Consider the following 14,285-nt stretch of genomic DNA (forward strand, 5'->3'; position numbering starts at 1 on the left):
CATATTAATGAAACAGATAAAACTGTTACTTCTTTTAGCTTCCGCCTCCGTTACGGGAGCACTTGCGCAAAGCAATGGATTGACGGATATGAGTCAGAGCCGTTTTGCGAAGATGGCGAATACCGGAATCGGTGCAGTACATTGGACGGATGGATTCTGGGGAGATCGCTTTCAGGTATTTAGCCGGACTTCCCTGCAAAGTATGTGGAACACTTGGAATACGCCGGAAATCTCTCACGGTTTCCGTAATTTTGAGATTGCTGCCGGGGTGTGCAAAGGAGAGCATTGGGGACCTCCATTTCATGACGGAGATATGTATAAATGGATGGAAGGTGTGGCTTCTGTCTATGCAGTTAATAAAGATCCGGAGCTGGACAAATTAATGGATAACTTTATTACTTGTGTTGTAAAAGCCCAGCGTGCAGACGGTTATATACATACGCCTGTTGTTATTGAAGAACTGAATAAAGGGATTGACTCTCATGCATTGGGAGATCAGCATAAACAAACGGTCATTGGAACGAAAGTAGGTGACGAGAATGAAAAAGGAGCTTTTGCCAATCGGCTGAACTTTGAGACTTATAATCTGGGACACTTGATGATGGCGGGTATTGTGCATCGTCGTGCCACTGGAAAGACTACTCTTTTCGATGCTGCTGTGAAAGCGACGGATTTCCTCTGTCATTTTTATGAAACGGCTTCTGCCGAACTGGCTCGCAATGCTATTTGTCCCTCTCATTATATGGGGGTAGTTGAAATGTACCGGGCTACTGGAAATCCCCGTTATCTGGAACTTTCAAAGAATCTGATTGATATCCGTGGTATGGTGGAGAACGGTACAGACGATAATCAGGACCGTATTCCTTTCCGCGATCAATATCGTGCGATGGGACATGCCGTACGCGCCAACTATCTGTATGCCGGAGTAGCGGATGTATATGCAGAAACCGGTGAGCAGCAATTAATGAAGAATCTGACTAGTATCTGGAATGATATCGTGACCCGGAAAATGTATGTGACCGGTGCTTGCGGTGCTCTTTATGATGGTACATCGCCTGATGGTACGTGTTATGAGCCGGATAGTATTCAGAAAGTGCATCAGAGTTATGGACGTCCCTATCAGTTGCCGAATAGCACTGCTCACAATGAAACGTGTGCCAATATCGGTAATATGCTGTTCAACTGGCGGATGCTGGAGGTGACAGGGGATGCGAAATATGCCGATCTTGTGGAGACTTGTCTTTATAATAGTGTATTGAGCGGTATTAGTCTGGATGGAAAGAAGTATTTCTACACGAATCCGCTTCGTATCAGTGCCGATCTTCCTTACACGCTTCGTTGGCCGAAGGAACGGACGGAATATATCAGTTGTTTCTGCTGTCCTCCGAACACATTGCGTACACTGTGCCAGGCACAAAACTATGCATATACATTGAGTCCGGAAGGGATTTATTGTAATCTGTATGGAGCAAATACATTGACAACGACTTGGAAAGAGAAGGGAGAAGTAGCTCTGACGCAGGAGACGGATTATCCCTGGGATGGAAATGTACGTGTAACGTTGAATAAAGTTCCTCGTAAGGCGGGTAGTTTCTCGCTTTTCTTACGTATCCCTGAATGGTGCGAAAAGGCTACGCTTACGGTGAATGGGCAACCGCTGCAAATCAATGCGAGGGCAAATTCGTATGCGGAAGTAAATCGTGCATGGAAGAAGGGAGATGTAGTGGAACTGGCAATGGATATGCCTGTGCGCTTGCTTGAAGCTCATCCGTTGGCAGAGGAGATTCGTAATCAGGTGGTCATAAAGCGCGGACCGTTGGTTTATTGTCTGGAAAATATGGACATAGCGAATGGAGAGAAGATTGATAATGTATTGATCCCTGCTGATATAAAATTGACTCCGAAGAAGATTACGATTGAAGGCAGTCCGGTTGTAGCGCTCGAAGGTAAAGCGCGTCTGGCATCTGCAACTTCTTGGGAAGGAGTACTTTATCGTCCGGTAGTTCAGGCTGAAAAGACGGTGGATATTCGTTTGATTCCTTATTATGCCTGGGGAAATAGAGGAAAAGGAGAAATGACCGTATGGATGCCTCTTGCCAGATAAATCATGATACAGAAATGAAGAAATGAGGATGAGAAAGTTATTTTTAACGGCTATATGTATTTTGTGCAGTCATTGGTTATGGTCCGGTGAGATATGGGTTTCTTCCAAAGGTAATGACTTGAATGATGGAACCCGCCAGTCTCCCAAAGCAACACTGACTGCTGCTTTACGGCAGGCACGTGAGTGGCGGAGGACAGGAGATGACCGTGTGCAGGGAGGAATCACTGTTTATATGGAGGGTGGAATGTATGCTCTGTATGAGCCGGTTTTTATCCGTCCGGAAGATAGTGGGACAAAGGAATCACCGACGGTAATCCGTTCGGTAGCCGATGAAAAGGTGATATTGAGTGGAGGAGTCCGTATCAAGGACTGGAAGAAACAGGGAAAGCTTTGGGTGACAGATGTACCGGCATTTAATGGGCGTCCATTGGATTTCCGTCAGTTGTGGGTGAATGGAGAAAAGGCTGTCCGTGCCCGTGATGTAGAGGATTTCGAAAAGATGAACCGTATTTGCAGCGTGGATGAAAAGAATGAAATTCTTTATGTTCCTGCAGTTGCGGTGCACAGACTTATGGATCATAAGGGAAAAATGAAGACTGAATATGCCGAGATGGTAATCCATCAGATGTGGTGTGTGGCCAATCTTCGGATTCGGTCTATTGAGGTGCAGGGAGATAGTGCGGCAGTACGTTTCCATCAGCCGGAAAGCCGGATTCAGTTTGAACATCCTTGGCCGCGTCCAATGGTGACGACGGACGGACATAATTCTGCTTTCTATCTGACGAATGCCCGTGAGCTATTGGATGTACCGGGTGAATGGTATCACGATATGGATGCCCGCAAAGTGTATTATTATCCACGGGAAGGAGAGAAGATGCAGGAGGCGGAAGTGATGGTACCCGCCGTTGAGACGTTAGTGCAGGTAGAAGGTACTTTGGATCGTCCTGTGTGTCATATTCGTTTTGAGAAAATTACTTTTTCTTATACTACATGGCTGCGTCCGTCAGAGAAAGGACATGTGCCTCTTCAGGCAGGTATGTATCTGACGGATGGGTACCGGATTGATCCGAAGATGCAACGGGATTATCTGAATCATCCGTTGGATAATCAAGGATGGTTGGGTCGTCCTGCGGCTGCTGTCCGGATAGCTGCTGCCAGGCAGATTGATTTTGAGCGTTGCCAATTTGAACATTTGGGTTCTACCGGACTGGATTATGAAGAAGCGGTGCAGGGCGGTATTGTTCGTGGTTGTCTCTTTCGCGATATTGCAGGAAATGGTTTGCTGGTCGGTAGTTTTTCTCCGTCTGCTCACGAAACGCATTTGCCTTATGATCCTGCTGACCGCCGGGAAGTATGCACACACCAGCAAATCAATAATTGCTATTTCACGGAAGTTGGGATTGAGGACTGGGGATGTCTCGCCATTGCTGCGGGGTATGTGAGTGATATTAATATCGAGCATAATGAAATCAGTGAAGTTCCTTATAGTGGCATCAGTCTTGGTTGGGGATGGACACAAACTGTGAATTGTATGCGTAATAACAGAGTTCATGCAAATCTGATTCATCATTATGCGAAACACATGTATGATGTAGCGGGTGTTTACACGCTCGGTTCACAGCCTAAAAGCTATGTAACGGAGAATTGTGTGCATAGTATCTATAAACCGGGTTACGTGCACGATCCTAATCATTGGTTCTATCTTTATACGGATGAGGGTTCTTCTTTCATCACTGTTCGTGACAATTGGACGGAGGGAGAGAAGTATCTGCAAAATGCCAATGGTCCCGGAAATGTATGGGAGAATAATGGTCCGAAAGTGGATGATGCTATTCGTGAACGTGCAGGATTGGAAGCAGAATACAAGGATTTGCTGAATATTCGATAGTGATTGGTAAATCATTTAACTGCAATATGCGGTTCGTTCCACAGATGTGGAACTAAACATCAACTATTGTAGAACGAATTGTTTCTTATAACACAGTCAGTTAATAATAGTAAGAATAATGAAAAAGAAATATATGATATTGCTTAGTGCCTTGTCTTTGGCAAGCAGCACATTTGCCCAGACCTGGATCTGGTATCCGGGAGATTATGAAATCTGGCTGGGAAATCAAATGAACAACCGTCGTACGGAACGGGGGGCATTTTTCCCTCCTTTCTGGAAAACGGACAGTCATTATGTAGTCGTAGAGTTCAGCAAGCAACTGAATCTTTCCGAGCCGGAAGAGATCTTTATTGCTGCGGAAGGAAAGTATAATGTCAAGCTGGATGGAAAACTTCAATTCGGTATGCCGGAGACGATGCCTCTTCCTGCCGGTAAACATAGCTTGAACATCAAAGTCTGGAATCAGGCTACTCCTCCCACTATTTATGTGAAAGGGAAGACGGTGAATTCTGATTCCTCCTGGCGAGTGACATACGAAGATAAAGAATGGATTGACGAGAGCGGAAAAGCCAGTGATACATCTGCTACGATCTATATGGATGCCGGATGCTGGAACTTTGACGGGGCTACCCAACTTCCTTCCCAATTCAGTCTGATGCGTGAACCGAAGCAACCTGTTGCGAAGACAGCACAGGCTGAAGGAGGTATTCTTTATGATTTTGGAAAAGAGACATTCGGATTCATCACATTGAAGAATCTTTCCGGAAAAGGAAAAATAGAGATTTATTATGGTGAAAGTCCGGAAGAAGCAAAAGATAAAGCATATTGTGAAACTTTGGACAAACTGTTGTTAGAGCCGGGACAAGTGACTGACCTCGCCATCCGCAGCACTTCTCCTTTAAATAGTTCTGATAACGAATATACGTTGGAGAACAGTAAAGCTTTTCGATATGTCTATGTTACCCACGAACCGGGTGTACAAATAGGAGAAGTATCCATGCAATATGAATATCTTCCTGAAGAGTATCGTGGAAGTTTCCGTTGCAATGATGAAGAATTGAACCGTATCTGGGAAGTGGGGGCTTATACTATGCATCTCACTACGCGCGAGTTCTTTATTGACGGTATCAAACGTGACCGCTGGGTATGGAGTGGTGATGCTATCCAAAGTTATCTGATGAATTATTATCTTTTCTTCGATAGTGAATCCGTGAAACGTACGATCTGGCTGCTTCGTGGCAAAGATCCTGTGACCAGCCACAGCAATACGATCATGGACTATACTTTCTATTGGTTCCTTAGCGTATATGATTATTATATGTATAGTGGCGACCGCCACTTTGTCAACCAACTGTATCCACGTATGCAAACGATGATGGATTATGTATTGGGACGTACAAATAAAAATGGCATGGTGGAAGGTATGACCGGTGACTGGGTATTTGTGGACTGGGCGGACGGCTATCTGGATAAAAAAGGAGAACTTTCTTTTGAGCAAGTTTTATTTTGCAGAAGTCTGGAAACAATGGCTTTGTGTGCTGATTTAGTCGGGGATGAGATTGGGAAGCAGAAGTATGAGAAGCTGGCTGCTGCTCTGAAAGCAAAGTTAGAACCTACTTTCTGGAACAATCAAAAACAGGCATTTGTACATAATCGTGTGAATGGTCAGCAAAGTGATGCTGTGACGCGTTATGCCAATATGTTTTCTGTATTCTTCCAGTATCTGAACGCAGATAAGCAGCAAGCCATCAAGAACTCTGTTCTTCTGAATGACAGCATTCTGAAAATCACAACGCCTTATATGCGTTTTTATGAATTGGAAGCTCTTTGTGCTCTGGGTGAACAGGAGGCTGTCATGAAGGAAATGAAAGCTTATTGGGGCGGTATGTTGAAGGAGGGTGCTACCTCTTTCTGGGAAAAATACAACCCTGAAGAAACTGGAACGCAACATCTTGCCATGTACGGCCGTCCTTATGGCAAGAGTCTGTGTCATGCCTGGGGAGCAAGTCCTATCTATCTGCTCGGCAAATATTATTTGGGTGTGAAACCAGTGAAAGAAGGATATAAGGAGTTTACTATCGCTCCTGTATTGGGAGGACTGAAATGGATGGAGGGTACTGTACCCACTCCGAATGGCGATATCCATATCTATATGAATGGCAAAATGATGAAAGTGAAAGCAACAGAAGGAAAAGGCTATCTGACAATCAATAGTCGTCGTCCGCCCAAAGCAAATATCGGAACACCGGAGAAAGTATCGGAAGGAGTGTGGCGTCTCTGGATTGATTCACCCGAAGAAAGAATTGTTACCTATCATTTATAATTCATTGTTAATTAGTTAGTGGAGTAGTCCTTGATTAACGGATCCTCTTTTATAGTGGAGATTGTTAATCAGGGACTTTTTTCGTAAATACATTTAGGTTTTCTAAGTTATTTGCTACATTTGCTCTTTATAAAGATAGCAGCAAGTAATACACTTTTTGTTCTTTTGGAAACAAATAAACAAAATCCGAAGAATGCAAAACAAGATTGTTCCATATACTAATACAGATGATGAAAAACTCTTTGCCTTGATCGAACAAGGCGATAAAAGAGCTTTCACCCAAGCTTATGAAAGATACCATAAACTATTGTATGTATTGGCTTACCGTTATTTAATGAGTTCCGATATGGCAGAAGATGCTGTACAGCATGTCTTCACCCGTTTGTGGGAATTCCGTTCAGAACTGCGTGTTGGAATCAGCCTGAAGAATTACCTATTCACTATGACAAAAAATTATGTCTTAAACTTGATTCGTAATGAAAACAGTGCGATTGCAAAGAACTATGAGATGGCACAAGCTGCTTCACCTTACGAAGATAATCTGATAGAGAATTTAGAGAAGAAAGAATTGATGTCCAGCTTTTATAAGGCAGTAGATATGCTTCCTGCACAGAAGCGGGAAATCTGTTTAATGAAAGTTCAGGAGGAACTGACGAATCAGGAGATAGCGGAACGGATGAACTTATCCATAAATACCATCAAAACGCATTATTCGGAAGCCTTGAAACTTCTCCGTATTCATTTAAGTAAGATGTTAATAATTGTTGTATTTACCACTCTGATGACTGTTTTGAGTGTCCATTTAATAAAGTGATAAAGATGAATAGACCTACAGATAAACAAATAGAAGAAGTACTGGCAGGAATTGCTACCCCGGAAGATGCAAAGTTAGTAGCCGAATGGTTTACCACCGAAGAAGGCAGTGACTATCTGGAAGCTGCAATGACACGGGATTCGGAATTGATAAAAAATGAAGTAGCAGATTTGTATGTGAATCATGATATTCCTTCCAGGCAGATGTTAGAACAGATACGAAAGAATATTCGGGTGAAAAAACTGAAACGCATTTGCTTCAGAGTGGCGGCAGTGTTGATACCCGTACTATTTATTATCGGATTCTATATACAACTGAACTCTAAAGTTGACCTGTTCGGAACTTCTGAATATGAAGAAGTCGTTGTAGGCAAAGGAGAACGGATACAAATCATGTTCCAGGATGGAACAAGGGTGTATATCAATTCTGATTCGAAGCTGAAATATCCAAAGAAATTTGCTTTGAACACCCGCGAAGTTTTTCTTGAAGGAGAAGCCTATTTTGTGGTAGCCAAGAATAAAAACCGTCCTTTCATTGTCAATCTGAATGGTCCTGCGATTCAGGTAGTGGGAACCTCTTTCAACGTACAGGATTATCCGGAAAACAAAGACATTGTGGTATGTCTGGATGAAGGAAACATAAATCTGGCTCTTCCTACTGAAAAGAAATATCCGGTGCGTCCCGGCGAAAGATTGATCTATAATAAGGAGAGCAATGAATGCACTATTTCCAGAATGGATGATATGCGCCGTTTGTCAATGTGGAAACAGAATGTGATCGTATTTAAAGACACCCCGCTGCCGGAAGTAATCAAAGTGTTGAACCGCTGGTATGACGTGGATTTTAAGATAGAAGATGAACGTGCCTTGACCTATGTGTATACTTTGACATCCGACAATACTTTACTGGAAAAAGTACTGATGGATCTGGAAAAGATTGCTCCGGTGAAATTCGATTATAATGAAGATAAAAAAGAAGTCATCGTGAAAATGAAATAGTATAAGCACTTAAATAAAAAGTATAATATGAATAAAGAAGTTGATTTGTCTGTATCTTGTTATGGAAAAGTAAAAGATAGGAGATATGACATCGTGGTATTGCCATGGGGAGCTACTGAACCTCATAACTTACATCTGCCTTATATGACGGATTGTATTCTTTCTCATGATGTAGCAGTAGATGCCGCCTTGATAGCTCAAAATAAATATAATGTAAATTGTATGGTAATGCCACCTGTGGGGATGGGTTCCCAGAATCCGGGACAACGGGAACTGCCATTCTGTATTCATACCCGTTATGAAACGCAAAAGGCTATACTGGCTGATATTGTGTCTTCTCTTTACGCCCAAGGTATTCGGAAATTAGTGATTATCAATGGCCATGGCGGGAATACATTCAAGAGCATGATTCGTGACCTGTCCGTAGACTATCCCGATTTCCTGATTGCATCGAGTGAATGGTACACTGTATTGAAAGCAAAAGATTATTTTGAGAATCCGGGCGACCATGCGGACGAACTAGAAACGTCGGTAATGATGCATTATCATCCCGAATTGGTGAATTTGGAAGAAGCCGGACCAGGTGAATATAAAACATTTGCCATACAGTCTTTGAACGAAAAAGTTGCATGGATTCCCAGAAACTGGAAAAAGATATCTGAAGATACTGGTGTAGGCGACCCAAGAGGAGCTTCTGCCGAGAGAGGAAAGATATTCGCTGAAGCGGTTGCAGAAAAGTATGCAAAGCTTTTTGACGAGTTGGTACATAAGGAAATTTATTAGATTTCCGAGAAAAAACATAGTGACGCTATCCTGTTGTCATAGTGTCGGTATTGCCGACTGATAGCGTCACTATATCATCGGGATAGTGACATCATCCCAAGTGATAATAATTAATAATTATAAAAAGTCCTTCCGAATGAAAACCGGAAGGACTTTTTTGTTTCTATTTCTTTTTTTCTTATCCATAAATAATGAATAGTATCTCATTGTAAATAAGGGAACTAGCTGGATTAACTTTTTGATAAACAAAAAAACTTCGAAAAAAAACGTATATTGCCTCACCCGCTTCTTAATCTCGTGTGTCCACTAAATACAAAGAGATTAAGAATCAATTTATAACTTTAAACAAACTAAGTATGAAGAACAGAGTATTGCTTGTATTGTTATTGAGCTTTGCTGTAAGCCTTGCGGCATCAGCTCAAAAAATAACAATGAATCTTCAGCAAGTCAAGTTGGAGAAAGTATTTTCGCTCATTACCAAACAAACAGGACTTACGGTGGCTTACAGTCGTACGATTGTCAATCCCGAACGAATTGTCTCCGTCCAGGCAAAAGACAAAGACCTTTCTAAAGTCTTAGATGAGTTATTTGCGGGTACAAATGTGGCTTATGAAATTGGGGAAAAGAAGATATACCTGAAAGCAAAAGAAGCCTCCATTGCATCAGTGGGAAATCTGAAAAATAAGAAGATAACAGGAACAGTGACAGACGCCAAAGGAGAACCAGTGATTGGTGCCAGTGTTTTGATAAAAGGAATGGGGACAGGTACTGTGACAGATGTGGACGGTAACTTTACACTGGATGCCCCGGCAGATGCACTTTTAGCTGTTAGTTATATTGGTTATAAAACACAGGAAGTAAGGGTAGGAAGTAAGAATTCATATTCTATTCAGTTGCAAGACGATACGGAAGTGCTGGATGAAGTGGTGGTAGTTGGTTACGGTGTGCAGAAGAAATCGAGCCTGACAGGTGCCGTCGCTTCCATCTCTTCCCAGGAAATCAGCAAACAGGTATCTTCCAATGTTGCTTCGACCTTGCAAGGACGTACTCCGGGTGTGGACATCGTACAGCAAGCTGGTGTGGCAGGAGCAGATGTAAATATAGTGATTCGTGGTGCTGCTTCTTTTGGTGCTACCGAACCGTTGTATGTGATTGACGGTGCATTCAGTAATGCCGGATTAAGCTCATTAAATCCCAATGACATTGAATCCATCGAAGTTCTGAAAGATGGTGCGGCAGCTGCCATCTACGGCTCACGTGCGGCCAATGGTGTTGTTTTGATTACTACAAAGAAAGGAAAATCCGGTAAACCCGTTATTCAGATAGACGGTTCGTTTGCATTCCAAACGCCTACCAACATCCCGGATTTTCTGAATGCAGCAGAATGGAGAAATTTTGCGAATATGGTAGCGGATAATAGCGGTTTGCCCCATGCACCGGAAAATGACAATCCGACGAATCCGAACCTGAATACTGACTGGTCAAAAGAATGGATTCAATTTGCTCCGGTATGGAACTTGAATGCCAGTATTGCAGGCGGTGGTGATAATTCAACTTTCAGCACAAGCTTGGGATATCTTGACCAAACAGGTATGACAATCTATTCGGATTACAAACGTTATAACTTCCGCTTGAATACCTCTTATAAAAAAGGTCGGTTCTCATTTACCGAAACTCTCGGATTAACCCATAAGGACAAGACCCCTACAACGGCTTTCAACATCGCATTGCCGACGCTACCTATTTACGACGAGCAGGGACGATTTACTTCCGGTGGCCCCGATTATTACATCAATCCTGAAGATGGCAAGGCGCAGAATAAAATAGCTCCATTGCATTATACGGATCAATTTAATAAAGTAACGGATTTGATCGGTTCTTTGAATGCCCAACTGGATATTTGGGGAGGATTAAAATATAAATTATCATTAAGTGGAAATTATAGTAATAAGCATAATTACACGCATACTCCTGAATACTACACCAAATGGAATTCAGATGGAACTCCTGATAAAGATTATGGAAACACACGTAATAGCGTATCCGAAACAAGAGGTGAAGAATTCACTTACACGATTGACAACTTACTGACTTTCAATAAAACATTCGCTCTTCATTCCATAGACGCTTTACTGGGTACAAGTTGGATGAGAGAATATTATCGCTACATGACTAACTCCACGATTAACGATTTGGGAGGAACGGATATTACCGGATTCCAGAATGAGGATGGTAAAATTTCGGCAGGTGACAGTAATGCGGCATTGCTTTCTTTCTTCGCCCGTGTGAACTATGACTATGACAATAAGTATCTGTTGTCTCTAAGCGTTCGTCGCGATGAGTCTTCTAAGTTCCACAAAGATAATAGAGTAGGTTACTTCCCCTCTGTTTCTGCCGGATGGAATGTGCATCAGGAAAAGTGGTTCCAAAATCCCGTAATGAGTAAATTAAAGATTAGAGCCAGTTATGGTGAATTGGGAGCTAATTTTCTCAACCCTTATAATTTCGATGCCATAGCTTATGGACCTATTCCTTACACTGTGGGTGGAGAACGCTATGTGACAGGACGCGCTGCCTATCTGAAATCGAAAGATCTGAAATGGGAAACTGCAAAGACTACGGATATTGGTATCGAACTGGGTTTCTTCAATAATGACCTGACTTTATCTCTGGACTATTTCGTGAAGAAAAATGTGGATTTGCTGGCACAAATCGACTTGAACCTGTCTTCCGGACAAATCTTTGAAATTAACAGTTCCCGTGAGAAACCGTATGTAAACACAGCTTCCGTAAAGAATACAGGTTGGGAGTTTATGATGAATTACAGGAAACAGTTGACGAAAGACTTTCATATAGACGCAACATTCAACATCGCAACGTTGAAAAATAAGGTGTTGTCATTGGGAGAAAACGTACAGCCGATTACTTCCGGTGCAATGTCCAGTTACTTCAGCGATGCACCTTCCATTACCATGCCGGGAGAAGCTATCGGTTCGTTTTATGGCTACAAGATAGAAGGCTTTGATGCGGAAGGAAACTTCATCTTTGCGGATACGGACAAGAATGGAGTAGTCAATGCCAATGACAAAGTGATTTTGGGTAATCCTATCCCTGATTTCACATACGGTCTGAATATCAATATGGAGTACAAAGACTTTGACTTGACCGTCTTTTTCCAGGGAGTACAAGGAAATGATATATTCAATCAGAAAAAGTATACCTATTACTTCGACTACTCTAACAACGTAGTCAAGGATGCCTTGAATGGATGGACAAAGACAAATAAGAATACAGGTATACCTATCATGAAAACTCAAAATACAAGTGGCGGAAATTCATTGCCCAGTGAATTTTATGTGGAAGACGGTTCCTATTTACGCTTGAAGAACCTTCAGTTGGGTTATTCATTACCTAAAAAGTGGTTGGAAGCGATTCGATTCAACAAACTGCGCGTGTATGCAGGCGTACAGAATCTGTTTACGCTTACCAAATATTCAGGTTACGACCCCGAAGTTAGTTCGAACGTATTGTTTTCACGTGGTATTGACATCAGTTCATATCCCAATGCCCGAACATTTACCTTTGGTTTTAACGCATCATTCTGATAACTAAAAATATGATTTATATGAAAAACTATAAGAAAGTATATGCCGCATTAATCTTGGCAGGCGGCTTGATATTACACGGATGTAATGGCATCTTCGATGATTTGGCAATTAATCCGAATCAGCCGAGTATGGGAGCTTATTTCACCAGTCCGTCTGCTGTAAATGACGCAGTGATGACTATGTACGGGTATATGTCTACGCAGCGTTGCCTGGGAGCTTCCGGTTCCAAAACAACGATTATCCGTTCTGATGAAGCATCATCCAACTCGGATTATGGGAAACCGGGTATGTTCGGGGCAGACCTCAATGCCAGTTACTACACTATCGAACAGCCTTATACATTGATGTACACTACTGCATCTCAAGCGTCATATATCATTGAAACAGCTCCGTCTGTTGACTTCAGTGGTAATGAGGAACTACGGAATGCATACATGGGGGAAGCCTATTTTTGGAGAGCATTTGCGCACTATTACTTATTGATTAATTTCCGGAATATATCTCCGATCAGACAGATGCCGCGAAATGGTGATGACTATGTACGTCCGTTGGAGAAACCTGCCGCTGTATGGAATTTTATTCAGGAAGACCTGTCACATGCCAAAGAATTGCTACCCGCAAAAGGATACTGGGACAGCAAAAATGCAGGTCGTGTAACAAAAGCTTCTGCAGCCGCTTTATTGGGAAAAGCCTACCTCTATCGTAGTGGAATCGAATCATATTATGGTGAAGATAAGACTACATTTTACAGTGAAGCCGCCAAAGAATTTGCCGATATTATAGATGGAAAGTATGGAGCTTATGACCTGACCAATAATTATGCAGATAATTTCGATGTTGCCCACGAGAATAACGAAGAATCCATTCTTGAATTCCAGTTCCTGGGCGATGTGGACAATGCGGGATTCAATCCGGGACTTGCCACTTCCGGTCTGGCATTCGATTCACGTGGTTTGATGCTGCCGGGAGCAGGAGTAGGTTATGAAGGAGTAGTGCATAATTGGCTTTACAATGCATTTGTAAATTCCATAGATAAGGACGGTAACACTGATATCCGTATGTTCTCTACAATGATATTCAATGACTTGGACGCGAATATACATTTGAGAAAAGATGCCGGCGGACAGTCGGTACGTCTGAAAGGTCCCGGCGGCTACAAATGGGAAGAACTTTACCCGGCAAAGAACGGAAAAGAAGGGTTTGCCACCGTATCCAATCCATTGGCACATCCATTTAAAGCAGGTATAAAGAAAGGTATTGATTGTTCCATGCCTACACAGACAGAAGCGGATGGTACTCCCAAACTGATAGGGGTAGGTGCGGGTGTCAAAGAATATGTCTATAATCAGCCTCGCGCGCACGGTGTGAACTGGCGGTATATCCGTTATGCAGATGTATTGATGATGTATGCGGAAGCCGTCGTAAGCGGTGGCGCACAAGCGTCGGACATGACTCCCTTGCAGGCAGTGAATAAAGTACGCGGACGTGCCAACCTTAGCGATTTGCCTTCTGTAACCATGACTGATATTGAGAATGAAAGAATCCTTGAATTTGCTTTAGAAGGACATCGCTTCTATGATTTACTCCGTTGGGGCAAACTATCCCGCCGCTTTGCAGAGTTGCAGGAATCCGATCCTAACTTCAAGAAATTCGTATCTGCAGATGATTTCAAAGGATTTGTCACCAACAAACATGAATGGTTGCCGATTCCTATTAATGAAGTGAATTCTAACCCTTATATCACAGAAAATAATCCGGGATATTAAA

The 14,285-nt window shown here is 42.5% G+C and carries 8 protein-coding genes; all 8 read left to right on the top strand.

Annotated features, from left to right (window positions below; genetic code table 11):
* Positions 1-7: 7 nt before the first annotated feature.
* The 8 genes from I2I13_RS20025 (at position 8) to I2I13_RS20060 (ending at position 14,284) form a co-directional block, all read left to right on the top strand.
* Positions 8-2,104 carry a glycoside hydrolase family 127 protein gene (locus I2I13_RS20025; protein ID WP_195650311.1) on the top strand — a complete coding sequence of 699 codons (2,097 nt, stop codon included), beginning with the start codon at positions 8-10 and terminating at the stop codon, positions 2,102-2,104.
* Between the two features lie 28 nt (positions 2,105-2,132).
* The gene (locus tag I2I13_RS20030) at positions 2,133-3,992 is read left to right on the top strand and encodes a right-handed parallel beta-helix repeat-containing protein (protein ID WP_195650312.1); all 1,860 of its coding nucleotides are present in this window, start codon (positions 2,133-2,135) and stop codon (positions 3,990-3,992) included.
* 118 nt (positions 3,993-4,110) lie between these two features.
* Positions 4,111-6,315, top strand: coding sequence for an alpha-L-rhamnosidase C-terminal domain-containing protein (locus I2I13_RS20035; RefSeq protein ID WP_195650313.1), 2,205 nt, complete (start codon positions 4,111-4,113; stop codon positions 6,313-6,315).
* 193 nt (positions 6,316-6,508) lie between these two features.
* Positions 6,509-7,129 carry an RNA polymerase sigma factor gene (locus I2I13_RS20040; RefSeq protein ID WP_195650314.1) on the top strand — a complete coding sequence of 207 codons (621 nt, stop codon included), beginning with the start codon at positions 6,509-6,511 and terminating at the stop codon, positions 7,127-7,129.
* Positions 7,130-7,134: 5 nt separating this feature from the next.
* A complete protein-coding gene (locus I2I13_RS20045; protein WP_195650315.1) occupies positions 7,135-8,127 on the top strand; it encodes a FecR family protein in 993 nt (330 codons plus the stop codon).
* Between the two features lie 27 nt (positions 8,128-8,154).
* Positions 8,155-8,910 (top strand): creatininase family protein, encoded by a 756-nt coding sequence (locus tag I2I13_RS20050; RefSeq protein WP_195650316.1) that lies wholly within the window; start codon positions 8,155-8,157, stop codon positions 8,908-8,910.
* Between the two features lie 356 nt (positions 8,911-9,266).
* On the top strand, positions 9,267-12,515 hold the full coding sequence (locus I2I13_RS20055; protein ID WP_195650317.1) for a TonB-dependent receptor: 3,249 nt from the start codon (positions 9,267-9,269) through the stop codon (positions 12,513-12,515).
* Positions 12,516-12,535: 20 nt separating this feature from the next.
* The gene (locus tag I2I13_RS20060) at positions 12,536-14,284 is read left to right on the top strand and encodes a RagB/SusD family nutrient uptake outer membrane protein (protein ID WP_195650318.1); all 1,749 of its coding nucleotides are present in this window, start codon (positions 12,536-12,538) and stop codon (positions 14,282-14,284) included.
* The last annotated feature ends 1 nt before the right edge of the window (position 14,285 follow it).

The sequence above is a fragment of the Bacteroides sp. D55t1_190419_B8 genome, from assembly GCF_015558905.1.
GTDB classification, from domain to species: Bacteria; Bacteroidota; Bacteroidia; order Bacteroidales; family Bacteroidaceae; genus Bacteroides; species Bacteroides vicugnae.